The 25,408-nt window shown below is 62.8% G+C and carries 17 protein-coding genes; 10 read left to right on the top strand and 7 right to left on the bottom strand.

The features are described from left to right. The 4 genes from icmF to PQQ86_RS01020 all read right to left on the bottom strand — a co-directional run bounded on the left by icmF (nucleotide 1) and on the right by PQQ86_RS01020 (nucleotide 7,015). Entirely contained in the window at nucleotides 1-3,576 is a 3,576-nt protein-coding gene (gene icmF / locus PQQ86_RS01035) for a fused isobutyryl-CoA mutase/GTPase IcmF (RefSeq protein ID WP_408264234.1), read from the bottom strand. A 78-nt stretch (nucleotides 3,577-3,654) separates the two neighbouring features. Then, nucleotides 3,655-4,593, bottom strand: coding sequence for a LysR family transcriptional regulator (locus PQQ86_RS01030; RefSeq protein ID WP_097391018.1), 939 nt, complete (start codon nucleotides 4,591-4,593; stop codon nucleotides 3,655-3,657). A 218-nt stretch (nucleotides 4,594-4,811) separates the two neighbouring features. Next, a complete protein-coding gene (locus tag PQQ86_RS01025) occupies nucleotides 4,812-5,900 on the bottom strand; it encodes a porin (RefSeq protein ID WP_408264232.1) in 1,089 nt (362 codons plus the stop codon). A gap of 566 nt (nucleotides 5,901-6,466) precedes the next feature. After that, the gene (locus tag PQQ86_RS01020; protein ID WP_408270000.1) at nucleotides 6,467-7,015 is read right to left on the bottom strand and encodes a hypothetical protein; all 549 of its coding nucleotides are present in this window, start codon (nucleotides 7,013-7,015) and stop codon (nucleotides 6,467-6,469) included. Between the two features lie 556 nt (nucleotides 7,016-7,571). Here PQQ86_RS01020 and PQQ86_RS01015 point away from each other — a divergent pair. The 9 genes from PQQ86_RS01015 to PQQ86_RS00975 all read left to right on the top strand — a co-directional run bounded on the left by PQQ86_RS01015 (nucleotide 7,572) and on the right by PQQ86_RS00975 (nucleotide 19,764). Further along, the gene (locus tag PQQ86_RS01015; protein ID WP_408264230.1) at nucleotides 7,572-8,600 is read left to right on the top strand and encodes a bile acid:sodium symporter family protein; all 1,029 of its coding nucleotides are present in this window, start codon (nucleotides 7,572-7,574) and stop codon (nucleotides 8,598-8,600) included. A gap of 276 nt (nucleotides 8,601-8,876) precedes the next feature. After that, nucleotides 8,877-10,730: an EAL domain-containing protein gene (locus PQQ86_RS01010; RefSeq protein ID WP_408264228.1), complete on the top strand. Its 1,854-nt coding sequence runs from the start codon at nucleotides 8,877-8,879 to the stop codon at nucleotides 10,728-10,730. Between the two features lie 200 nt (nucleotides 10,731-10,930). Then, nucleotides 10,931-11,917 carry a LacI family DNA-binding transcriptional regulator gene (locus tag PQQ86_RS01005; protein WP_408264226.1) on the top strand — a complete coding sequence of 329 codons (987 nt, stop codon included), beginning with the start codon at nucleotides 10,931-10,933 and terminating at the stop codon, nucleotides 11,915-11,917. After that, entirely contained in the window at nucleotides 11,914-13,188 is a 1,275-nt protein-coding gene (locus tag PQQ86_RS01000) for an AGE family epimerase/isomerase (RefSeq protein ID WP_408264224.1), read from the top strand. The genes PQQ86_RS01005 and PQQ86_RS01000 overlap by 4 nt, the downstream gene beginning before the upstream one ends. A 5-nt stretch (nucleotides 13,189-13,193) precedes the next feature. After that, nucleotides 13,194-14,111 carry a carbohydrate kinase family protein gene (locus tag PQQ86_RS00995; protein ID WP_408264223.1) on the top strand — a complete coding sequence of 306 codons (918 nt, stop codon included), beginning with the start codon at nucleotides 13,194-13,196 and terminating at the stop codon, nucleotides 14,109-14,111. Between the two features lie 133 nt (nucleotides 14,112-14,244). Further along, complete coding sequence (locus tag PQQ86_RS00990) at nucleotides 14,245-14,475, top strand: hypothetical protein (RefSeq protein WP_408194319.1); 231 nt, start codon at nucleotides 14,245-14,247, stop codon at nucleotides 14,473-14,475. A gap of 61 nt (nucleotides 14,476-14,536) precedes the next feature. After that, the gene (locus tag PQQ86_RS00985; protein WP_115781641.1) at nucleotides 14,537-14,782 is read left to right on the top strand and encodes a hypothetical protein; all 246 of its coding nucleotides are present in this window, start codon (nucleotides 14,537-14,539) and stop codon (nucleotides 14,780-14,782) included. Between the two features lie 182 nt (nucleotides 14,783-14,964). Beyond that, nucleotides 14,965-15,948: an ion channel gene (locus tag PQQ86_RS00980; protein ID WP_408264222.1), complete on the top strand. Its 984-nt coding sequence runs from the start codon at nucleotides 14,965-14,967 to the stop codon at nucleotides 15,946-15,948. 228 nt (nucleotides 15,949-16,176) lie between these two features. Further along, the gene (locus tag PQQ86_RS00975; protein WP_408264221.1) at nucleotides 16,177-19,764 is read left to right on the top strand and encodes an indolepyruvate ferredoxin oxidoreductase family protein; all 3,588 of its coding nucleotides are present in this window, start codon (nucleotides 16,177-16,179) and stop codon (nucleotides 19,762-19,764) included. Between the two features lie 117 nt (nucleotides 19,765-19,881). On the opposite strand, the gene PQQ86_RS00970 is transcribed toward PQQ86_RS00975, so the two are convergent. Beyond that, complete coding sequence (locus PQQ86_RS00970; protein WP_408264220.1) at nucleotides 19,882-20,583, bottom strand: copper homeostasis protein CutC; 702 nt, start codon at nucleotides 20,581-20,583, stop codon at nucleotides 19,882-19,884. Nucleotides 20,584-20,694: 111 nt separating this feature from the next. Then, nucleotides 20,695-21,963, bottom strand: coding sequence for a sensor domain-containing phosphodiesterase (locus PQQ86_RS00965; RefSeq protein ID WP_408264218.1), 1,269 nt, complete (start codon nucleotides 21,961-21,963; stop codon nucleotides 20,695-20,697). Between the two features lie 383 nt (nucleotides 21,964-22,346). Between PQQ86_RS00965 and PQQ86_RS00960 the strand changes: the two genes are divergently transcribed. Next, the gene (locus PQQ86_RS00960; protein ID WP_408264216.1) at nucleotides 22,347-24,002 is read left to right on the top strand and encodes a Na+/H+ antiporter; all 1,656 of its coding nucleotides are present in this window, start codon (nucleotides 22,347-22,349) and stop codon (nucleotides 24,000-24,002) included. Between the two features lie 97 nt (nucleotides 24,003-24,099). On the opposite strand, the gene PQQ86_RS00955 is transcribed toward PQQ86_RS00960, so the two are convergent. Beyond that, a complete protein-coding gene (locus PQQ86_RS00955; RefSeq protein ID WP_408264214.1) occupies nucleotides 24,100-25,407 on the bottom strand; it encodes a solute carrier family 23 protein in 1,308 nt (435 codons plus the stop codon). Between the last annotated feature and the right edge of the window lies 1 nt (nucleotide 25,408).

The following is a 25,408-nucleotide window of genomic DNA, read 5'->3' as shown; positions in this document are numbered from 1 at the left end:
TTACATATTGCGGCGGTATTGCCCGCCCACTTCAAACAACGCGTGCGTGATTTGCCCGAGTGAGCAGACGCGCACGACGTCCATCAGCACCGCGAACACGTTGTCATCGTCGATCACTGCGCGCTTCAGGCGCTCAAGTGCTGCGGGCGCGTCGTCACGATGCTGCGCCTGAAAATCGCGCAGGCGTTTCAACTGGCTCTGTTTTTCTTCGTCGGTGGAGCGGGCGAGCGCGATCGGCTGCGGCGCTTCATGCGGATGCGCGCTCAAGAACGTGTTCACGCCCACGATCGGATACGAGCCGTCGTGCTTGCGATGCTCGTACAGCATCGACTCGTCCTGGATGCGCCCACGCTGATAGCCTGTTTCCATCGCGCCCAGCACGCCACCGCGTTCCGTGAGTCGATCGAATTCCGCCAGCACCGCTTCCTCCACCAGATCCGTCAGCGCCTCGATCACGAAGCTGCCCTGATTCGGATTCTGGTTCTTCGCCAGACCCCATTCGCGGTTGATGATCAACTGGATCGCCACCGCACGGCGCACCGAATCCTCGGTGGGCGTGGTGATCGCTTCGTCAAATGCATTGGTATGGAGCGAATTGCAGTTGTCGTAGATCGCGATTAGCGCCTGCAGCGTGGTGCGGATATCGTTGAAGTCGATTTCCTGCGCGTGCAGGCTACGGCCCGAGGTTTGCACGTGGTACTTGAGCTTCTGGCTGCGTTCGTTCGCGCCGTAGCGTTCGCGCATTGCAATGGCCCAGATGCGTCGCGCGACACGGCCGAGCACCGTGTACTCCGGATCCATGCCGTTCGAAAAGAAGAACGACAGATTCGGCGCGAAGTCGTCGATCGACATGCCGCGCGCGAGATAAGCCTCGACATAGGTGAAGCCGTTCGCGAGCGTGTAGGCCAGTTGCGAGATCGGGTTCGCGCCCGCCTCGGCGATGTGATAGCCGGAGATCGACACCGAATAGAAATTGCGCACGCCGTGGTCGACAAAGTACGCCTGAATATCGCCCATGACTTTCAGGCTGAACTCGGTTGAAAAGATGCACGTGTTCTGGCCTTGGTCTTCTTTCAGGATGTCGGCCTGTACCGTGCCGCGCACGTTTTCCAGCGCTGTGCGGCGAGCGGCCGCGAGTTCTTCGTTGGTGGGCTGGCGTCCTTCCTGTTGCAGCCTGTCGTTTAGACGCGCGATCTGCTGATCAATTGCGACGTTAAAGAACATCGCGAGAATCGTCGGCGCCGGACCGTTGATCGTCATCGACACCGACGTCTCTGGCGCGCACAGATCGAAGCCGTCGTAGAGCGTTTTCATGTCGTCGAGCGTTGCGACGGAGACGCCCGAGTTGCCTACCTTGCCGTAGATGTCGGGGCGCTCGTCCGGCTCTTCGCCGTAGAGCGTGACCGAATCGAAGGCAGTCGAAAGACGTTTGGCCGGCATGCCTTCGGAGAGCAATTTGAAACGGCGGTTGGTGCGAAACGGATCGCCTTCGCCGGCGAACATCCGTGTCGGGTCTTCGTTTTCGCGGCGGAACGGAAACACGCCCGCGGTGAACGGAAAGTAGCCGGGGAGATTGTCGAGCATCAGCCAGCGCAGGATCTCGCCGTGGTCGACGAATTTCGGCAGCGCGACTTTGCGGACCTCGGATCCGGATAGCGTCGTGACGGTGAGCGCAGTGCGAATTTCGCGGTCACGTATGCAGACGATGTGTTCGTCACCGGAATAGGCGGCCACGGTTTGCGGCCAGGCGTCGAGGAGTTTGCGTTCGCGCTCGCCGAGGGCGGCGGTGCGTTGGGCGATGAGAGTGTCGAGTTGGGTTTGGGGTGTGTTCGCGGAGTTTGCCGCGGCATTTGAGTCTGCGGCAGCAGAGGTCGTGGCTGCGGCATCAAAGGATGCTTCTGCTCCTGCACCTGTATCCGCTTCGGCGAGCATGCGGCGCGCTTCCGTAAGTTGCCAGCGCTCACGCGCCACCCGCGCTTGCGCGTCGGCACGCTCGCGGTACGCGTGAACAGTCTGCGCGACATCCGCCAGATAGCGCACGCGTGCCGGCGGCACGATGGCATTGCGGCCAGTCGAAAAGCGTAGGTCGTCGAGCACCGGCAGACGGCCGCCACCCGAGCGCAGGCCGTGCGCACGTAGCGCCTCGGCGACGTGCTGATACAGCGCGGTCACGCCGTCGTCGTTAAAGCGCGAGGCGATCGTGCCGAACACCGGCATCGCGTCGGGCGCCTTCGCGAAGTCGCCACGGTTGCGCTGCACCTGCTTCGCGACATCGCGCAACGCATCCGGCGCACCTTTACGGTCGAACTTGTTAATCGCGACGAAGCTGGCGAAGTCGAGCATGTCGATCTTTTCCAACTGGCTCGCCGCACCGAATTCCGGCGTCATCACATACAGCGATTCGTCGACGAATGGCACGATCGCCGCATTGCCCTGCCCGATCCCGGACGTTTCCACGATGATCAGATCGAAACCCGCGGCCTTGCACAGCGTGAGCACGTCTTCCAACGAACTCGTGATCTCACTCGATGCGTCACGCGTCGCCATCGAGCGCATATAGACGCGCGCGCCGCCGCCCCAATCACCGATCGCGTTCATGCGGATGCGGTCGCCGAGCAGCGCGCCGCCGGACTTTCGACGCGACGGATCGATGGCCAGCACGGCGATAGTGAGGGCGTCACCATAGTCGAGTCGAAAACGGCGAATCAGTTCGTCGGTGAGCGAGGATTTGCCGGCGCCGCCGGTGCCGGTGATGCCCAGAACGGGGACCTCGATCGCTTCAGCGAGGACCGATAGTATTTCCTGCTCGGCTGATTTGACGCGCCCCGCTTCGTACGCGCTGACCAGTTGCGCAAGTCGGCGGAAGGTGAAGGCGGCAGGGTCTGCTTGTTCGGCTGTGTTGGCAGTGCTGGTGGTGCCGGCAATCTCGCGGCCCTGGAGCGCTCCACCCGCCTGCCGTGCCTTGCCGGAAACATCGCACACATTGGTGTGATCATCGGCCCGCGTCTCGACGTGCGACGCTGTGCGCGACGCGAAACGCGGCAGCCCACTCGCCGACAAATCGGCCACCCACTCGCCAACCGGACTCTCCCGCACGGCGGCAGCGGCGCGCGCCACTTCAGCGCAGCGCGCAATCATGTCGTCGATCATGCCTTGCAGGCCGAGCCGCTGGCCGTCATGCGGCGAGTAGATCTTTTCGACGCCATAACGCTCGAGCTCGGCAATCTCGTCAGGAACGATCACGCCCCCACCGCCGCCGAATACCTTGATGCGCTCGCCGCCGCGCGCACGCAGCAAGTCGACGAGATAACGGAAGTATTCGTTATGGCCGCCCTGATAGCTGGACACGGCGACGCCGTCGGCGTCTTCGTGCAGCGCGGCGGTGGCCACCTCATCGACGGAGCGGTTGTGGCCGAGGTGAATCACCTCGACACCGCTCGCTTGCAGGATGCGCCGCATGATGTTGATCGACGCATCGTGGCCGTCGAACAGGGCAGCCGCGGTGACGAAACGCAGGCGCCGGCCCGCAGGCAGCTTATGGCCACCGGCGCGCTGCGGCGTGGACAGATCGGTCATGTCTCCCCCAGATCGTTACGCGTATGGGTGCTGGCAACCAGTATAGCTAAACGGGTAGGAGCGGCTCGGCCGGACCACCTACCGCACCGCGAGCGCCTTGATCTGCTCGAGCGAAGGCCACAGCGATTCGTTCGCGAACCGCTCGGCCAGGAAGTCGACAAACGAACGCACCTTGGCCGACAGATGCCGACGGCTCGCGTAGACCACATGGATCGGTAACTCGCGCGGCGGCACATCGTCCACCAGCAGCGGCACCAGGCGCCCCGTGGCCAGATCGTCGCCGATCACCTCGGTGCCGAGCATCGCGATGCCCGCGCCTTGCAGCACGATCACACGCTGCGCCTCCAGGTGGTTGACGATCAGATTGCCGGACAGACGCACGCGCGGCGAGCCATCGCCGGTCGTGGGCGCGATTTCGAGCGCGGACACGCCCGCGTACTGCAGGTAATTGTGGCGCGCCAGATCGGCGACGGTTTTCGGCGTGCCGTGCCGGCGCAGATAGGCCGGCGACGCGCATAGCACCAGATGCGCGGTCGCAATCTGCCGCGCGATCAGCGAAGACGATTTCAGTCCGTTCGGCGAGGCCCGGATCGCGACGTCGAAGCCTTCGTCGATCAGTTCGACCACACGGTCGGACAGGGTCATGTCCACGGTGACCTGGGGATACTGCGCGGCGTAGTCGGCCACCGCGGCCATCACGTGGCTCAAACCGAATGCCGATAGCGACGACACACGCAAGCGCCCTTGCGGCACGACGCTCGCCGCGCCGACCACCTGCTCGGCTTCTTCGAGTTCGCTGAGCACCTGACTCAGACGCTCGTAGTATTCGCGGCCCGCCTCAGTCGGTGCGACACGGCGCGTGGTGCGGTTCAGCAAACGCGCGCCGAGCTGCTGTTCGAGGTGCATCACGTGCTTGCTCGCCATTGCCGCCGACATCTCCATCCGTTCGGCCGCGCCGACAAAACTGCCGACTTCGACCACATGGCGGAACACTTTCATGCTGACAAGGGTATCCATCTCAATCGCTCGCCTCAGGAATCAATCGACGCCATTTTGCCGGGTTTATCAAAAACTGGGCGGCAAATCGGACAAACGCGGGCACCAGAAACGGACGCCAGAAGCAGCAAAGCCCACTTTCCGGGGAAGGTGGGCTTTGCAGGTATTGCCTTGGTCCGACAGAGTTGGCATCACGCGGCACCTGCTCGCAGGCGCCGCCCGCCTTGTTCCCCAGACGCCTAGAACTTCGCGCGGAGGCCGACGCCGTACGTGTCGCCGCTCGACTGGCTGCTGATCTTGTCGTACATGTAAGCCGCGTAGATATCCGTGCGCTTGGACAACGGATAGTCGTAGCCGACCGAAGCCGTTTGACGGGTCTGGTTGAAGCCGCCACCGTCGCGCGAATAGGCGTACGACGCCATTACCGAGCCCGGGCCGGCCGGTACCGTCACGCCGCCCTGCCCCGTATTCACGTGCCAGCTCGAAACGGTCTGCTGGTTATACGTGTACATGTACTGGCCATAGAACTTCACGAATTTCATGTCGTAGGACGCGCCGACCTGCGCGACGCTCTGGCTCTTCAGGCCCGGAACGCCCGACGTATCGAAGCTGCCGAGGTCGCCCGGCACGCTGTTGAAGTTCACGTACTGGTACACCGCGGTCGCCGCGAACGGGCCGTGGAAATACAGCACCTGACCGCTCCACTTCTTCGAGCCGTTCTCACCGGCCGTGTTGCCGAGCGCGTACATCGCCGTCGCTGACAGGCCGTTGAAGTTCGGCGACGAGTACGACACCGCGTTGTTCCAGCCCGAATCGCCCGTCACGCCCTGATCGGTCGAGTAGGTCGGGAACGTGCCGAGACCGAGATAGGTATGCCATACCATCGGCGAGAACTGGTACGAGTCGACGAACGGGTTGAACAGAATCGTCGACACGAACAGCGGCGTGGTCAGACGGCCTGCCGTCACCGTGCCGTACGGCGACTCGATACCGACGTAGGCGTTACGCGAGAACATCGTGTCGCCCGTGAAGCGGCCGTACTGGCCGTTCTGCGCGAGGAAGAAGCCTTCCAGCGCGAAGATCGCCTTGTAGCCGTTGCCCAGATCCTCAGCCCCCTTCAAGCCCCAATACGACGTCGACATACCGCCACCGGACACCTGGACCGCCGTCTTGCCGCCCGGGAATTTCTGCGCGCCAACCCATTCGTCGACCTGACCGTAGAGTTGTACGCTCGATTGCGCAAAAGCAGACGATGCACTGGCCAGCAGGGCGGCACACGCGGTTGCCTTGAGGGTGGTCTTCAGCGCACTGCTGATGCTTGTTTTCATGGGTTCTCCTGTCTTTGTCAAAAAGGTGAGGCTGTGCGAAAGGGGGAGCTCGCGCGAATGATTGTTGTTGTCCGTTCGATCATCGAGCCAATCTGGGCGGGACCATCTTTGCGGACCATTTTTATGGACAAAAATATCGTGGGTTATTGCGGGTATAGCGATCTGATTAGTTTTGTCACTTATCGGCCTGATAAAGCAGTGACCGTGTACTTGCTCACTGCATCGCCGCGGACTTCGCGGTTCGGCGCAAAGCGTTACTGACATTGCGCCCGACTGGGTGATAACGGTTCAGATGACATGCGGATGACGCGCCGCGGCGAAAACGATCAAATTTGACGACGGGAGAGGGTTTGCTGCCGAATGTTTTCAAAAAAGTGTGGCGTCGAAACGTCACATTGACAGGGGCTTTCAGGACGGCAGCGACGCGCAATGCCGCAGCAATCGGTTTGAAAGCCGGCAAAGCGGATTCGGCGAAGCGTGGGAGAGGAGTTCGGTGAAACGAACGGTAAGGCGAGGAGCGGCGTTATTAGACCGCGTTTGGCGGGAGTAAGACTCCCGTACTGCCATTAGTTACGGTACGGCGAACCTTCCTGCTGACGCGGGTCGTCCCCGGGGCGTTGCATTGCGCGCGAGGCGCCGCGCTCTTCGTTGTAGCGGGCGACATCGGCGCGAATCGAACCGGTGCGAACTGGCGCGTTGGGCGGCGGACGCGGCACAGCGCGCGATTCGGCGCTGACAGGCGTGATAGCGCCGGCGTACTGCATGCCGCCGCGGCCGTCGTTTGGATATCCGGCCGGTCCGGTAGCGCGACGTATGCCTGGGTTGTAACCGCCAAAGCCGTTGGCGTAGCCGCCGGTGGCAAAGTTCGCACCGCCACGCGGCAAGCGCACGTTGTTGTCGGCCACGTTATTGCGAGCCGGTCTTGCATTGGCGGCGCCATAGTAATAGCCGCTGTTGCGCACATCGCCACGCATTGCGTGGCCCGCGGCGGCATGCGAATAACTGCCGCCACCGCCGCCGTGCGGCACGCCCGGCACTTTTGCACAGGCGAACGAGCACAGCGCAGCGATAACCGCGCCCAACGCCCAGTGCTTCGTTCTCGACAACCCGTCCACCAAGTGACTCACATGCCCGAAGACCTGCCTGAAGTCCACCGTTCGAGCTGCGATGGACTTGTTCTGGGACCGGCACGAGCGCTGCGTATCTGTCGCGGCGCGGGGCATCCCGATGGCCTTTGAGCAGTAATTTATGGGTCCCGGCAAAGGGTGTCGAGCCAAAAAGTGTTAGGCCCGGACCGCTGTTGTAACACCTTGTTACTGCGACGTTTTTCTGCGACAGAGCCCTTGCGCGAAAGCCCTGAAACAGCTTGGCTGAGCGGCTTTTGCGAGATCCACCGCGGGGACTTGCGTATGACAAATCCAGGTCGGTTTTTTTCGCCGGATTGTCAAAACGGCGGTGGACCAAACAGATACGGTCGCCAATACTGGAACTGCCCGCCGGCGCCGCATGAGACCGCCGGGGCAACGCATCCGATGCGTAATGCTCATTAATCGATTCGGTAAATGAATTTGCATATTCAATCGGTTTTCAACAACAATAGCTGTTTCCCATAGCCTGAGGCGGGCACATTTGCGCGCCCTGCTTTCCGCATCACCGAATCGAGATTCCGCCATGGCTCGCCCGAAACTGCTTCCCGACAATTTCACCTTATGCCTCGTGGGCACCGTGATCCTTGCCAGCTTCCTGCCGGTTCATGGGCAGGCCGCCGTCGGGTTCAACTGGGTGACGAACGTTGCGGTCGGCCTGCTGTTTTTCCTGCACGGCGCCAAACTCTCACGCGAAGCGATCGTTGCGGGCGCGACGCACTGGCGTTTGCATCTGGTAGTGCTGCTCAGCACGTTCGCGCTGTTTCCGCTGCTCGGCCTCGCGCTTAAGCCGCTCCTTTCGCCACTTGTCACGCCGGCGCTCTATGCGGGGGTCCTCTTCCTCTGCACGCTGCCGTCGACGGTTCAATCGTCGATCGCGTTCACGTCCATTGCCAAAGGCAACGTGCCGGCTGCCGTATGCAGCGCGTCGGCCTCGAGCCTGCTGGGCATCTTCATCACTCCCGCGCTCGTCAGCCTCGTCGTCACTAATCAGGCTGCGAGCGGGGGCGCCTCGCCGTGGCATACGGTGGGCAACATCGTTTTGCAACTGCTGGTGCCGTTCGTGGCCGGACAGTTGCTGCGCCCGTTGATCGGCAAGTGGATCGAACGTAATCGCGGCGTGCTGAAGTTCGTCGACCAGGGCTCGATCCTGCTGGTGGTGTACGGCGCGTTCAGCGAGGCCGTCGACGAAGGCCTGTGGCACCAGATCCCGCTGTCCGCACTTGGCGGCCTGTTGTTGATCAGCGTCGTACTGCTCGCGCTCGCACTGGCCGTGACGATCCTGGTCAGCAAGCGGCTCGGCTTCAACCGCGCCGACCAGATCACAATCATCTTCTGCGGTTCGAAGAAAAGCCTCGCCGCCGGCGTGCCGATGGCCAAGGTGATTTTCGCCTCGCATGCGGTGGGCGCCGTGGTCTTGCCGCTGATGCTGTTCCACCAGATCCAGCTGATGGTGTGCGCCGCGCTCGCGCAGCGCTGGGGGGCTCGCGACATCAGCGGCGAAACCCGCGCGGCTTCGCGCGAGCGGCCCGCTGCCGCCGTCGCGCGCCGTTGAATACGCGCGCAATGCAAACAGGACATTCATAAGCGCCCTCCCTGAGCGTCATTTGAAGAAAGCCGCCTCGTGCGGCTTTTTTGTTATTTCACGCTCAAACGCCTTTGCTGTCGCCTCAGCCGGATGGCATAGGCAAAGTCCTGGCCTTGGCACAACCGCCACCAGCGGGCCCAAGGCCGCGACGCACCACCCCGGTGCAACGCTTCACTAAAACTTCACTTAACTCCCGGCAAGATGGGTCGATAAGACGAAGGTCGATCGCTACGCCTAACTGCCATGCAACCTCGTTCGCCCTCCCGATCCGCTACGCCGCGCATCGAGGAGTTGATCGCCCGGCGTGACTTGTCCGCCGTATTCCAGCCGATCATCGATTTCGACGACGGCGCGATCCTCGGCTACGAAGGTCTGATCCGCGGCCCCGCCGGCACACCGCTCGAAACGCCGTTCGCCCTGTTTTCGCAGGCGCTTGCCGAGGGCTGCGCGCTTGAACTCGAGCAGGCTGCCGCGCGCACCTGCATCGACGCGTTCGCGAAACTCGATTTCGACGGCAAGCTGTTTCTCAATTTCAGCGCGGGCGCGATCCGTCAATTGGCCGACGCGCAGGAAGACACACTCGCGCTGCTGCGTCATCGCGGCGTCGATCCGCAACGGATCGTGATCGAGCTGACCGAGCAAAGCACAATTCTGGATATCGCCAGCTTCCTGCCGGTGATTTCAGCGCTTCGCACGGCCGGCGCGCAGTTTGCGCTCGACGATTACGGCACCGCGAACGCCAGCATGAATCTTTGGGTGCGCCTGCAACCGGACGTCGTGAAGATCGACCGCTTCTTTATCCACGGCATCGCAAGCGACTCGCTGAAATTCGAAGCCGTGCGCGCGATGCAGCACTTCGCCAGCGCAAGCGGCGCGCGGCTGGTGGCCGAAGGCATTGAAGACGAAGCGGATCTGATCGTGGTGCGCGACATGGGGATCGGCTGCGGACAAGGGTTTTTCTTCGGCCGGCCGCATGCCCAGCCGGCCAGCAGCGTCACCGACGACGCCCGCGACGCACTGCGTGCCGGTCACATCGCCGTATTTCCGGAGACCACGCGCACAGCGAGCAGCGCGTCGCCGTCGGGCGGCATGGCATCGGCGAAGATGATGGTGCACGCGCCCGCGCTGCCGCGCCACGCGACCAACAACGACGTGCTCGAACTGTTCAACCGCCTGCCCGATCTGCACGCGGTAGCGGTGGTCGAACACGACGAACCGGTTGCGCTCATCAACCGTCGCAGCTTCATGGACCGCTACGCGCTGCCTTACCACCGCGAGCTGTTCGGCAAACGGCCGTGTCTGCAGTTTGCGAACGCATCTCCGGTGATCATCGAGCAATCGATGACCGTCGAACAGATGGCCAAACTTCTCGCAAGCGACGATCAGCGCTATCTCGCCGACGGCTTCGTCATCACCGACAACCACGGCAAGTACGCCGGTCTCGGCACCGGCGAGAAGCTGGTGCGCGCGGTAACCGAGGTGCGCATCGAAGCCGCGCGCTACGCGAACCCACTGACCTTTCTGCCGGGCAACATCCCGATCAGCTCGCACATCGCCCGCCTGTTGGGTCACGACGCGGGCTTCTACGCATGCTACGTCGACCTCAACCACTTCAAGCCATTCAACGACCAGTACGGCTACTGGCAAGGCGACGAAGTGCTGAAATTCGCCGCCGCCGTACTCGCCGATGTCTGCGACCCGACTCGCGATTTCCTGGGCCACGTCGGCGGCGACGACTTCCTGATCCTGTTCCAGAGCGAGGACTGGCAGGAGCGTGTACTGCGCGCGATTCACCTGTTCAACGAAGGCGCGCAGCGCTTCTACGCGCCCACGGACCGGCTGACCGGCGGCATCCACGGTGAAGACCGGCGCGGCAATCCGACCTTCTTCGGCTTCGTAACAATGGCGATCGGCTGCGTGCGCGTCGAGTCGGACGGCGGGCCGTCTTTTTACAGCAGTGAGGAAATTGCCTCCGTCGCGGCACTTGCGAAGCGGCGCGCGAAGCACGAGACGAGCGGCTTCGTGCTGATCGACGCGGATGAGAGCGTGGCGCTGTTACGGGGACAAGCCGACATGGCGGCGATGCCTGTCGACTGAGTGCGCTGGCGCGCCGAGGGCAACGCCCATGCCTTGTTTAGTTTATTTTACTAAACAACATAAATCAGGCCAGGAGCGCCGTCTACGGGTATCTCCGGGTACGGATAACACGTTTCAAAGGCTGTTTTAGCGACGTTTTACTATACAATCGGCCGAACCCAAATACCGTGCGGCCGCCCCACTTGCGGCCGCTTCATTCGATGGCCACAACCATCCGCGACGTCGCCCGCGCGGCCAGCGTGTCGATCGGCACCGTCTCACGCGCATTGAAGAATCAGCCCGGCCTTTCCGAGGCCACCCGTGAACGCGTGGTCGAAGCGGCGCGGCAACTCGGCTATGACGCCGCCCAGTTGCGGCCGCGCATCCGCCGCCTCACCTTCCTGTTGCACCGTCAGCACAACAACTTCGCCGTCAGCCCGTTCTTTTCGCACGTGCTCCATGGCGTGGAAGACGCGTGCCGCGAACGCGGCATCGTGCCTTCCGTGCTCACCGCCGGTCCAACCGAAGACGTGATCCAGCAGATGCGCCTGCATGCGCCGGATGCGGTAGCGATCGCCGGTTTCGTGGAGCCTGAAACGCTGACCACACTGGTGGCGATGCACCGCCCGCTCGTGCTGATCGACCTGTGGGCGCCGGGCCTGCGCTCGGTGAATCTCGACAACGCCGCGGGCGCCACGCTCGCCATGCGGCATCTGTTCGAACAGCAGCGCAAGCGCGTCGCGTTCATCGGCGGCTCGCTCGCGCACTTCAGCATCGCCCAGCGCGCGCTCGGTTACCGGCGCGCGTTTTTCGAAGCAGGGTTGTTGTTCGACCCATCGCTGGAAGTCACCATCGACGCAGGCCTCGATCCCGACAGCGGCGCCGCGCGCGCGATGCATCAGTTGCTCGACGCACCAGGCCCGCGCCCCGATGCCGTATTTGCCTACAACGACGCCGCCGCGCTCGCCGCGCTGCGCGCGTGCCTCGCGCGCGGCATCCGCGTGCCCGAGGACATCGCGATCATCGGCTTCGACGACATTCCCGCCGCCGCTCACGCCACACCACCACTATCGACCATTTCGGTCGACAAGGAAGCGCTCGGCCGGCGCGGCGTCGAACTGCTGCTTGAAGACACGCCCGCTGAACTCGAAGTCCGCTTGCCCGTCCATCTCATTGCCCGTGCCAGTACTTTGGTAAAAACGCCATGACGCAATCCGATCCGCTTCACCCCGCCAACGGCGCCGCCGCGGCGGCGCCCGTCGACAGCTTTCGCAGCCGCGACTTTCTGCTCTCTCATGTGCAGGACACGCTGCGCTTCTATGCGCCGAACGTGCTCGATCCAAGCGGCGGCTTCTTCCATTTTTTCCGCGACGACGGCTCGGTCTACGACAAGACCACACGGCATCTGGTAAGCACGTGCCGCTACGTCTTCAACTACGCGATGGCGTATCGCCAGTTTGGCGACCCGCAGCATCTCGAGTACGCGCGCCACGGCTTGCGCTTCCTGCGCGACGCGCATTGGGACGCTGAGCACCAGGGCTACGATTGGGAACTCGAATGGCGCGACGGCCGCAAACGCACGCTCGACGCGACGCGTCACTGCTACGGCCTCGCCTTCGTGCTGCTCGCGTATTCGCATGCAGCGATGGCGGGCATCGAGGAAGCGAAGCCGATGATCGGCGCGACCTTCGAGTTGATGGAACATCGCTTCTGGGACGCCGCCGCCGGCCTCTACGCCGACGAAGCGACACCCGACTGGCGCGTCAGTTCGTACCGCGGCCAGAACGCGAACATGCACACCACTGAGGCGCTCCTGACCGCGCACGAGGCGACCGGGCACCTGGTCTATCTCGATCGTGCGGAACGGGTGGCGTCGAACATCACGCTGCGCCAGGCGAAGCTGTCGCAAGGCCTCGTATGGGAACACTTTCACGCAGACTGGTCGGTCGACTGGCATTACAACGAGGAAGACAGCTCGAACATCTTCCGTCCGTGGGGCTTCCAGCCGGGGCACCAGACCGAGTGGGCGAAGCTGCTGCTGATTCTCGAGCGCTATCGTCCGTTGCCGTGGCTGCTGCCGCGCGCGATCGAACTATTCGACGCCGCAATGACGCATGCGTGGGACGAAGATCACGGCGGCCTCTACTACGGCTTCGGCCCGGACGGCACCGTGTGTGACCACGACAAGTATTTCTGGGTTCAGGCGGAGACGTTCGCCACTGCGGCGCTGCTCGCCAGGCGCACCGGCAACGAACGCTTCTGGGACTGGTACGACGAGATCTGGCGCTACAGCTGGGCGCATTTCGTCGATCACAAGTACGGCGCGTGGTACCGCATCCTCACGTGCGACAACCGTAAATACAGCGACGAAAAGAGTCCCGCCGGCAAGACCGACTATCACACGATGGGCGCGTGCTACGAGGTGCTGGCGCACGCACTGCCTGACGGCGCGACCGCTGCGTCCGAATCCGCGGAGTAAGCAAAATGAGCAACTTGAACGCGAACACCGAATTCCCCTTCTTCGTCTCGGCCGGCGACATCCTCACCGATCTCGTACGGACCGGCGCCTCGCAGTGGCTCTCGCGTCCTGGCGGCGCCGGCTGGAACGTCGCGCGCTGCGTGGCACGGCTCGGTTTGCCGACGGCGTGTGCCGGCTCACTGGGCGTCGATAACTTCTCCGACGAACTGTGGAACGCAAGCGTCGCCGCGGGGCTCGATATGCGTTTCATGCAGCGCGTGGAGCGCCCGCCTCTGCTGGCGATCGTTCATCAGACGCATCCGCCTGCGTACTTTTTCATGGGTGAGAACGGCGCCGATCTGGCGTTCGATCCGACGCGCCTGCCGGCTGGCTGGATCGGGCAGGTGAAGTGGGCGCATTTTGGCTGCATCAGCCTGGTGCGTCAGCCGCTTGGCGACACGCTTGCCGCGTTGGCCGCCGAGTTGCGCTCGCGAGGGGTGAAGATCAGTTTCGATCCGAATTACCGGAATCTGATGGAGCATGGCTACGAACCCACGTTGCGGAAGATGGCCGCGCTGGCCGATCTGATAAAGGTGTCGGACGAAGATTTGCGCATGCTGTTCAAGACGGACGACGAGGCTGGCGCGCTTGCCCAGCTGCGGGCGATGAATCCGGCCGCCACCGTGCTGGTCACGCGTGGGCCGGAGACGTCCATGTTGATCGACGGCGCCATGGTGGTGGAGGCCCGGCCGCCACGGGTGGAAGTGGTCGATACGGTGGGAGCGGGCGATGCCTCGATTGGCGGCCTGCTGTTCAGCTTGATGACCGCACCGCAGCGAGCGTGGCCGGAGCACCTGGCCTTTTCTCTGGCCGCCGGTGCCGCGGCGTGCCGCCATGCTGGCGCGCATGCGCCTTCTTTGGATGAGGTTGTGGCGCTGCTGTAGTTTTTTTGCCTTGTGCGGCGCGTATCGTTGTCGACATCGGTTGGCAACATTCGGCGCCGTACCGCGATAAACCGAACCACGGTCATCGTGCTAGGATGAAAAAACCCAACCCTTTGGAACAAGGAGCGTCGCCATGGATGACATCACCTACACCAAAGGTATCTACACGGCCACCGCGTCGATAAGAGAAGTACAAAGCGACACGTGGCAGGGCATTGTTACCCTTTCCCGCGACGACGGTGAAGCAGGCACCGACCAGGAGACCACGGTCTACGAAGTCGAAGCCACTTCGTCCACGCCCGAGGAAGCCCTCGAGGAAGCCAAGGCGCTCGCCCACCGCATCCTCGGGGAAATCGAACTCTAGGCAACCCGGCGCCGCGCCCATCACGCTGCGCCACTCCTGAATCAACCGGCTGGAGGCGATCATGGCTGAACAGCTCTTCCTCTACGGCGTGTATTCGATTCACGTCCGCCCTCTCGAACTCAACGGTGCACGCTGGGACGCGGAATACGAGATCCGGCATCGTGAGAAAGCGGTGAAGTCGTGGACCACCGTCGGTGGCGACAACGGCTACGCGGACGAAGCCGAAGCCGTCGCCGCAGCGCACCAGCAAGCGGTCGACGACATCGAACACGGCGCCGGCATTCCGAAGCCACGGGCCTTTCCGTAACGGCAAAACAGGTGCATCCGGCGAGGCGTGCGTAGCAGCGGCACACTCTGGGCGCGATCCGAATCGCGCTAAACGCCCCGCCAGGACGCCGCCGTCACCGCCTGCGCAGCACGCCGAAAATCACCTTTAGCACGCGAGACGGCGTGCTACGCTTTGCGCGTTTTCATCCTCACGAGCACGCGATGGCTACCGAACCGTCAGACCGCTTTTCCGCCATCGGCGACACCGAAGCCGAAGCCGAAGCACTAGCGCGAAAACGTCGCCCGCGTGGTAGCCGCGAGATGCGCCTGGATGATCGCGTGGTCATTGCGCACGGCATGCCGACGCCGCTCTGGCAGGATCTCTATCACCGTGCACTCGTCGTCCGCTGGCCGATGTTTTTTATCTCGCTCGGCGTCCTGTTCCTGCTGCTCAATACCTTTTTTGCCGCGCTCTACATGCTCGGCAACGCACCGATCGCCAATCAGTTTCCATCGGGCTTCGGCGGTGCATTTTTCTTTAGCGTCGAAACGCTCGCGACGGTCGGCTATGGCGACATGCATCCGCAAACCGTCTACGCGCACTGGGTCGCCACGTTCGAAATCTTTGTCGGCATGTCCAGCATCGCGTTGGCGACGGGGCTGATTTTCGCGCGCTTCTCACGTCCGCACGCAAAGATCATGTTTGCCCGCTATGCGGTCGTGCGCCCGCTCGACGGCCGTATGACGCTGATGGTGCGCGCCGCCAACGCGCGCCAGAATGTCATCGCCGAAGCGCGTGCGAGGCTGCGTATCATGCGCCTCGACACCACCGTCGAAGGCTTTACGCTGCGCAAGCTCTACGATCTGACGCTGGTGCGCGACCAGCATCCTGTGTTCAAACTGGGTTGGGTCCTGATGCACGTCATCGACGAAAACAGCCCGCTGTTCGGCGAAAACGCCGAGACGCTCACGGGCCGAGACGCGTCGCTGCTGCTTACGCTTGAAGGGGTCGACGAATCGACCTCGCAAACCATGCAGGCGCGCCACATGTGGCCCTGCGAGCAGATTCTCTGGCAACACCGCTTCGTCGACGTCATGCGCGAGGAAAACGGCGTGAGTCACATCGACTACTCGCATTTCGACGAGGTCGTGCCGCTCGATTCGGCGCCTGTCGCCGCGTCTACGGCGAAGGCACCCGCGCCGTAAAAACAGGACTGAAACGCACCAGGGCATACCCGAACCCGCCCGCCGCGCGGCAGATCCATCTCAAAACTTCATTAAAACGCGCGCCCCGTCGCGCTGTTTCGTTGAACGCCTCGCCAAGTAGAAAAAATTCACTCCAATTGGCGCTAAAAAATAGAGTCTCTTTCGCCGCGCCGCCTTTTGTGGCCCCCACCCCACGGCGCGCGGATGCAAAACATTGGAGACTCACCCATGACCGCTCGCCTGCCCATCGACGGCACGCCCGCTCTCGCCGACTACAAGCTGTCCGATAACCTCACCGCCACCTGCGGCCGGATCTTCCTGACCGGCACGCAGGCACTGGTGCGCCTTGTGCTGATGCAGCGCGCAGCCGATCGTGCGCAGGGCCTGAACACCGCCGGCTTCATCAGCGGCTATCGTGGCTCGCCGCTCGGCATGGTCGACCAGCAGTTGTGGAAAGCTAAGAAACTGCTCACGGCGAGTGATATTCGCTTTTTGCCGGCGATCAACGAAGAACTCGGCGGCACCGCGGTGCTCGGTACGCAGCGGGTGGAATCGGACCCGGAGCGCACCGTCGAAGGCGTATTCGCGATGTGGTACGGCAAAGGCCCCGGCGTGGATCGCGCGGGCGATGCGCTGAAGCACGGCAACGCGTACGGCTCGTCACCGCACGGTGGCGTGCTGGTGGTAGCGGGCGATGACCACGGCTGCGTGTCGTCGTCGATGCCGCATCAGAGCGATTTCGCGTTGATGGCATGGCATATGCCGGTGGTGAATCCGTCGAACATCGCCGACATGCTCGAATTCGGCTTGTACGGCTGGGCGCTGTCGCGCTTCTCGGGTGCGTGGGTCGGTTATAAGGCGATTTCGGAAACGGTCGAATCCGGTTCGACGGTAGACCTCGATGCGCTGCAAACCGAATGGACGATTCCACAGGATTTCGAATCACCGGCTGGCGGCCTGCACAATCGCTGGCCCGATCTGCCGAGCCTGACAATCGAAGCGCGGATGCACGCGAAGCTCGACGCGGTCCGTCATTTCGCGCGCACCAACAGCATCGATAAATGGATCGCGCCAAGTCCGCATGCGAACGTGGGTATCGTCACCTGCGGCAAGGCGCATCTGGACTTGATGGAAACGCTGCGCCGGCTCGATCTGACGGTCGCCGATCTGGAAGCGGCCGGCGTGCGCATCTACAAGGTCGGCTTGTCGTTCCCGCTGGAAATGACGCGCATCGACGCGTTCGTGTCCGGTTTGTCCGAAGTGCTGGTGATCGAGGAGAAAGGCCCGGTCATCGAGCAGCAGATCAAAGACTATCTGTACAACCGCACGCAAGGCATGCGGCCGATCGTGGTCGGCAAGAACGCCGAAGACGGCACGCTGCTGCTGTCGTCGCTCGGTGAATTGCGGCCGTCGCGCATTCTGCCGGTGTTCGCGAACTGGCTCGCGAAGCACAAGCCGGCGTTGGATCGCCGCGAGCGTGTCGTCGATCTGGTGGCGCCACAAATTCTCTCGAATGCCGCGGATAGCGTAAAACGGACACCGTATTTCTGCTCGGGCTGCCCGCACAACACATCGACCAAAGTGCCTGAAGGTTCAATCGCGCACGCGGGGATCGGCTGTCACTTCATGGCGTCGTGGATGGAGCGCGACACCACCGGCCTGATCCAGATGGGTGGCGAAGGCGTCGATTGGGCCTCGCATTCGATGTTCACGAAAACGCGCCACGTATTCCAGAATCTCGGCGACGGCACCTACTTTCACTCGGGCATTCTCGCGATCCGCCAGGCAGTGGCCGCGAAAGCCACCATCACGTACAAGATTCTCTATAACGATGCGGTCGCGATGACCGGCGGCCAACCGGTCGACGGCAGCATCTCGGTGCCGCAGATCGCGCGCCAGGTGGAAGCCGAAGGCGTGTCGCGTTTCGTCGTGGTCAGCGACGAGCCGGAGAAATACGACGGTCACCACGATCTCTTTCCGAAGGGCACGACGTTCCACCATCGCAGTGAAATGGATACCGTGCAGCGCGAATTGCGCGATACCGACGGCGTGACCGTGCTGATCTACGACCAGACCTGCGCGGCTGAAAAACGGCGTCGCCGGAAAAAAGGCGAGTTTCCCGATCCGGACAAGCGTCTCTTCATCAACGAGGAAGTCTGCGAAGGCTGCGGCGATTGCGGCGTGCAATCGAACTGCTTGTCGGTCGAGCCGCTTGAGACTGCGTTGGGGCGTAAGCGCCGCATCGATCAATCGTCGTGCAATAAAGATTATTCCTGCGTGAACGGTTTCTGTCCGAGCTTCGTCACGGTGGAAGGCGGCAAGCTAAAGAAAGCCGCAGGCGCCGCGTTCGATCCGGCCGCGCTCGCTGCACGCGTCGACGCCTTGCCGATTCCCGCGACGCATCTCGATGCCGCGCCGTACGACATCCTGGTGACCGGTGTTGGCGGCACGGGCGTCGTGACGGTCGGCGCATTGATCAGCATGGCCGCGCACCTGGAAGGCAAGAGCGCGTCGGTGCTCGACTTCATGGGCTTCGCGCAGAAGGGCGGCTCGGTGCTGTCGTTCGTGCGCTTCGCCGCGCGCGACGAGTGGCTCAATCAGGTGCGTATCGACACGCAGCAGGCCGACGTACTGCTTGCCTGCGATATGGTGGTGGGCGCGAGCGCCGATGCCTTGCAAACGGTGCGTCATGGCCGCACGCGCATCGTCGTCAACACGCATGCAATCCCGAACGCGACCTTCGTGCAGAACCCGGACGCGACGCTGCATGCCGACGCGTTGATCGACAAGATGCGCCACGCGGCAGGCGACGATCGCATGTCGACGTGCGACGCCCAGGCGCTCGCCACGCGTTTTCTCGGCGACACCATCGGCGCGAACATTCTGATGCTCGGTTATGCCTGGCAACTTGGCCTCGTGCCGGTGTCGTTCGCCGCGATGATGCGCGCGATCGAATTGAACAACGTCGCGGTGCAGATGAATCAACTGGCGTTTTCGATCGGGCGTGTTGCTGCGGAAGATCCCGCTGCGCTCGAATCGCTGTGGCAAGCCCGGCATCTTGCGAAGCAGGCAGTGCGTGTCGATACGCTCGACGAACTGATCGCGCATCGCGAGGGCCGTCTGCAAACGTACGGTGGCGCGAACTATGTGAAGCGTTATCGCGCACTGGTCGATGCGGCGCGTCGCGCCGAAACCGCGGTCGATGCAAAGAGCGAGCGCATCACGCGTGCGGTGGCGACGACGTTCTATCGTCTGCTCGCGGTGAAGGATGAATACGAAGTCGCGCGCCTGCATACTGATGTGGCATTCCGCGAAGCACTGGAAGCGCAATTCGAAGGCGTCGCGGGTAAGGACTTCGGCATCAAGTTCAACCTCGCGCCGCCAACGCTCACGCGTCCTCAACCAGGCGTGAATCCGACCAAGAAGACCTTCGGTCAGTGGATGTGGCCGGTGCTCGGCGTGATGGCGAAATTCAGCGGTCTGCGTGGCACGATGCTCGATCCGTTCGGCCGCACGCTCGAACGCAAGATGGAGCGAGAACTCTCCCGCGACTACGAAACCACGTTGCAACGCGCGTTCGCGAAGCTCAACGCGAACAATCTGGAAGACGTCGCGAAGCTGGCCGATCTGCATGCGCGTGTACGCGGTTATGGTCACGTGAAGCTGGCGAATCTGGCGGGGGTGAAGCGCGGCGAGCGCGATCTCGCGGCACGCTTGCAGATCGAAGCAGCGACGAGTGTGTCGGTGAAGAAGTCGCTGGAAGAGGTGAAGGGCGCCGGGCAGTTGCGCGGGATTCCGGTGGTCGTCGCGAAGTAACTCTTTCGCCTTGCGGATGAAAAATGCCGCTTCGGGTTCAACCTCGGAGCGGCATTTTTTTGGCTGATGGATTTGCCACTCGCTGCGCCCAATAGCGCGGATTATCTTCCCGATGAATCAGTCACGCTTTTCGTCCAGTAACGCTCTCACCTGCGTGACTTTCGCCGCGTCGACCGGCGCAAGACCGTTGCCGCCAACGCGCACTCCCGAACCGAAGTGAACCGCTTGAACTTGCGTCGCGCTCACGAAGCCGGCGACCGCATCGACGGTCAAACCCGCGCCTGCCAGCACCGTGCAATGTGAGCCGGACGCTTGCCGTACCAGCTCACGCACGATCGACTCTGCCTGCAGCACCGAAGGTTTTCCACCCGAGGTCAGCACATTCGTCACGGCGTCGAAACCGAGCAGCACGTCGAGCGCTTTCTGCAGATCACGCGTTTCGTCGAACGCACGATGGAAGGTGACGGCCAGGCCATCCGCCGCATCGATCGCACGCGCGAGGCCCTCGCGGTCGATCTCACCATCCGCCGTCAGCATGCCGATCACCACGCCGCTCGCACCGGCCGCCTTGACTGCACGCACGTCGCGCAGCATCACGGCGTAGTCGTCGGCGTCATACACGAACGAGCGGCTATGCGGGCGGACGATCACGTTGACGGGTATGGCCGTCGCGGCAACCACCGCTTCGATCAAGCCAAGGCTCGGCGTCAAACCGCCCTCGCCCATCGCGGTGACGAGTTCGAGGCGGTTCGCACCGGCTTGCGCGGCGAGCCGGGCGTCGGCGACGGTCGTGGCGATGACTTCGAGTAGGACTGACATGAGCGCGGCTGTGGGTCGTTAAAAACGACATGATCTCAGAACCGCCGCGCGCCCTGCCAATCTGGCCCGTGAGGACCGCCGCCCACCCTTCAGAGCGAAGCATCCGAACCGCTATTCTTCCACCCAGTCGATATCGCCGCACAGCACGCACGTCTGATCACCGACGCGCGTCGCCACCGACAGCGTCACGCACGGCAGCGCCTCGTTGATCGACAGATACGGACGCGTCACATGCACGCGCTCCGGCGCGTTGATCGCCGCACGGAAATACGGACGACGCAGCCAGTTCGCCCCTTGCGCGTCGGCAAGCGGCAAAAAGCGCGTCTCATGCGCCGCGCGATCGGCACGCAACACGACGTTGCGGCCCGCCTGCTTGCCCTTCGCATCGAGCAGAAAACAGCGCGCGGCATGGTCGAGTGCGAGGAAATTCCAGCACACTTCCTCGAGCGGTTCGCCGGCGGCGAGCCGTTCCGCGGCACGCTCAAACGCCCGCAGATACGGTGTGAGACGGCTCGCATTGCGGCGCTCGCGCGCTTCGGCCTGATCGCGATAACGTTCGGTGACTTCGCTGATGCAAGTCGCGGCGTGCGCCGCGTCGGCCGCACCTGGATTCGGTCGGCCGAAGAAAAACCCCTGCACGAAGTCTGCATCGCAGGCGAGCGCCATCTGCGCTTCATGCTCCGTTTCGACGCCTTCGATCAGCACGAGCTTGCCCGCTTCGTGCAGCAGCGCCACCAACCCCGGCAGAATCGTCGCCATATCGGCGCGATGCGCGGCATGCGACAGCATGATGCGGTCGAGCTTCACGATGTCAGGATTCAACTGCCAGATCCGTTCGACGTTGGAATGGCCCGCGCCAAAATCGTCGAGTGCAATCAGGAAACCACGCTCGCGAAACTGACGCACCGCGTCAGCGAGACGTTCGAGATCTTCCGCGCGTTGTTCGAGCACCTCGAGCACGATTCGCCGTGGCGACAGATCGAGCCGCTTGAGGTTGGCGAGCAATGCGGCGGCGAGATACGGGTCGGTGAGCGCGCCGGGATGCACGTTCAGGAACAGCCATTCGCGCTCGGCGCCGAGTACCTTGAAGTTCTCCAGATGCAGGGTCTGGGCGAGCCGGTCGACCTGCAACACGTCGCCAAGACGCGCCGCCTCACCGAATACGTCGAGCGGCGACACGGGCCGGTCGAGCGCATCGTGCGCGCGCAGCAGTCCCTCATAGCCCACTGCCCGCATATGCGACAGGCTGAAAATGGGTTGAAACACGCTAGTCAACGTCAGCTCGCCATGCTGCGCCGAAAAACGTTCGAGCCCCGACGTCACCTCGACATCGAAGCCATGCGGCGCGCTGGCCGTCCTTTCCTGTTGCGCAATCGTCATGCAATCCTCTCACGCGAGAGCCGGGCCGGTCCGAACGCGGAAGCGAACAACCTCGGCACCATTTCTCAAAATGTGCGTCATCGATATTCCTTAAGCAAGCTCCATGCGCACGCTGGCGCACATTCGAATGAAATTTGCATGAAAGATTGCACCGATGAACGAGCCAATGCGCCGCACGTGGGCGCAGAGCGCACCGTTAAGGTGCATTACCTTACCTGGACGCTTGCCGACCGCGCTCGCGGGACCTTGCCGGGTTAACAATGACGTGGCGCGGCAGCGGGCTAAACTTCTGCCTTGTGCCTCACGCGCGCCTCGTGATCGATATGCGGCGGCATCGTCGACGATCGCAGAGGACGCACCGCTATATCTCCAGAAATAGACCGATGGATATTGTCTTTACCGTACTGATTCTTTTGCTCGCCGTCGCCGCATCCGGCATCGTGGCCCGGATGATGCGGGTCGCCTTGCCGCTGCCGCTGGTCCAGATCGCGATCGGCGCATTGCTCGCATGGCCGAAGCTCGGGCTGCACGTCACCTTCGATCCGGAAATTTTCATGATGCTGTTCATTCCGCCGCTGCTGTTCGCGGATGGATGGCGAATCCCAAAGCGCGAATTGTTCATGGCGCGCCGTTCCATCCTGATGCTCGCGCTTGGCCTGGTTTTCATGACGGTGCTGGCGGTCGGCTACTTCATCCATGCGCTGGTGCCGTCGATCTCGCTGCCGGTTGCGTTCGCGCTTGCCGCGGTGCTGTCGCCGACCGATGCGGTGGCGCTGAGCGGTATTGCCGGCAAGGGCAAGATTCCTGGGCGGCTGATGCATATCCTCGAAGGTGAGGCGCTGATGAACGACGCGTCGGGCCTTGTCGCGTTGAAGTTCGCGATTGCCGCGGCGCTGACGGGGGTGTTTTCGCTGCGCGACGCGTCGATCAGCTTCGTGATCATCGCGGTGGGCGGTCTCGCGACAGGCGCGGCGGTGAGCTGGCTGTTCAGCTTTGTGTCCGCGCATTTTCTGAGTCTTAACGAAGAAGGCGATCCGGCGCCCGGCGTAGTAATGACGCTGCTGATTCCGTTCGCCGCGTATCTGATCGCCGAGCGCTTTGAGTTCTCGGGCATTCTGTCCGCGGTCTCGGCCGGCATGATGATGAACTACGCGAACATCGCGAACGCCGGACCGGTGTCGTCGCGAGTGCGCGGGAACAGCACGTGGACGATGATCGAATTCGTCTTCAACGGCATGGTGTTCATTCTGTTGGGCCTGCAGTTTCCGCACATTCTCGGCCGCGCGCTGCTCGACGCGCACGAGACCAGCGACGTGGAGGTGGGGCGGCTGATCGGGTACATCGCTGCGGTGGCGGCGGCGCTCTACGCACTGCGCTTCGTGTGGGTGTGGTTGCTGCGCTGGTTCGCGAGCCGCGGCGCGGCGAAGCACGGCATGGCGAGTGCCGTGCCGGGGTTGCGCACGGTCACGGTGACAACGGTAGCCGGCGTGCGTGGCGCGGTGACGCTGGCGGGTGTGTTGTCGTTGCCCGAGGTGTTGCCGGGTGGTGCGCCGTTGCCGGGGCGAGACCTGGCGATTTTCATTGCGTCGGGTGTGATTCTGCTATCGCTGCTGGTGGCAGTCGTGGCGTTGCCGCTGTTGTTGAGCGGCTGGCGGCGGGGTAAGGATCCGCATGCCGCAGAGGAGGCGATGGCGCGCACATTGGCGGCGCAAGCCGCGATTCGCGCGGTTGATGAAGTGCACGATAGAGATTGCGCGGATCTGGATGAGTCGGCATCGGCATACGCCGCGGATGTCACCGCGCGAGTCATGGACATTTATCGACGGCGGCTCGCCACGCTGGAAGACGAACAGGAGCCACGTGAACTGGCGCGCCGTGCCGATGCGCTGGAATTCCGGATGAAGTTGGCGGCGATGCGAGCCGAGCGGAAGGTGCTGCTTGCGCTGCGCAATAGTCAGGCAATCAATGACGAGACTTTGAACAAGCTCATGCGCGAGGTAGATCTGTCGGAGACGGCGCTGACAGTGCGGAAACGATAGAGGTAGCGGTAGCAGTCAGCGTCTCGACGCGGCGATGGCCTTTCTCTTGGTCGCTTGTTCTCCCGATCACAAAAGAAAAGGCCATCGCCCAGATCAATCAGGCCACCGGCCCCTGCGCCGGCTTCCTTCTCAGGAGCGCGTACAAAATGATCGCGCCAAAGGTCGCGGTACCGATCCCGCCAAGTCCGAAGCCACCGAGCTTCAACGAAAAATCTCCCGCGCCCAACACGAGCGTCACCGCTGCCACGATCAGATTCCGGTTGTCGGAGAAATCGACTTTATTCACGACCCAGATGCGCGCGCCAGTCACCGCGATCAGGCCGAACACGACGATCGACACGCCGCCCAGCACCGGCCCCGGAATGGTCTGAATCACCGCACCGAACTTCGGCGAAAAGCCCAAAACCAGCGCAATCGCTGCGGCAATCATGAACACCAGCGTCGAATAGATTTTGGTCACGGCCATCACGCCGATGTTCTCGGCGTACGTCGTCACCCCGGTGCCGCCGGCAAAGCCAGACAGAATCGTTGCGAGTCCGTCGCCGATAAATGCACGTCCGACATAACGATCGAGGTTCTGACCGGTCATCGCGCTCACCGCCTTGATATGCCCAAGATTCTCAGCAACAAGGATCACTGCGATCGGCGCGAGCAAGGTCATCGCCTGCACGTTGAAAACCGGCGCGGTGAACTGCGGCATACCGAACCACGCAGCGTTCGCCACAATCGCAAAGTCGATCGGCTTGCCCATGCCGAGACCATTCGTGACGATCGCGTAAATCACGTACGCCATCAGCAGGCCGACCAGAATCAGCAAACGCTGCAGCATGCCGCGCGCAAACACCGCGACCGCGCCGACGCACAGCACCGTCACCAGCGCCATCCACGAATCGAAGTTGCTGCCGCTCACGCCATGCACCGCGATCGGCGCGAGATTCAAGCCGATCACGCAGACGATCGCGCCCGTCACCACCGGCGGCATCAGCGTTTCAATCCATCGGGTGCCGACCGCCGACACGATCAGGCCAATGATCGCGTACACCACGCCGCACGCGATGATTCCGCCCAACGCCACCGGAATATTCATGTTCGGACCGTGGCCGCCGTACCCCGTCACCGCGATTACCAGACCGATGAACGCGAAGCTCGAACCGAGATAGCTCGGTACGCGCCCACCCACGAGCACGAAGAACAGCAACGTGCCGATCCCCGACATGAAGATGCACAGGTTCGGGTCGAAGCCCATCAGTAACGGCGCAAGCACGGTGGAACCGAACATCGCGACAACGTGCTGAATACCCATTGCAAACATCTGCGGCCACGCGAGACGCTCGTCGGTGCCGACAATGCGGCCCTCGGCAGCGTTCGGCTGGGCGCGCCAGCGTGGGAAATAGGAATCGGCCATG

It is taken from the genome of Paraburkholderia sediminicola, from assembly GCF_046026675.1.
Taxonomy (GTDB): Bacteria; Pseudomonadota; Gammaproteobacteria; order Burkholderiales; family Burkholderiaceae; genus Paraburkholderia; species Paraburkholderia sediminicola_F.
This window is presented reverse-complemented; position numbering and strand designations above follow the sequence as displayed.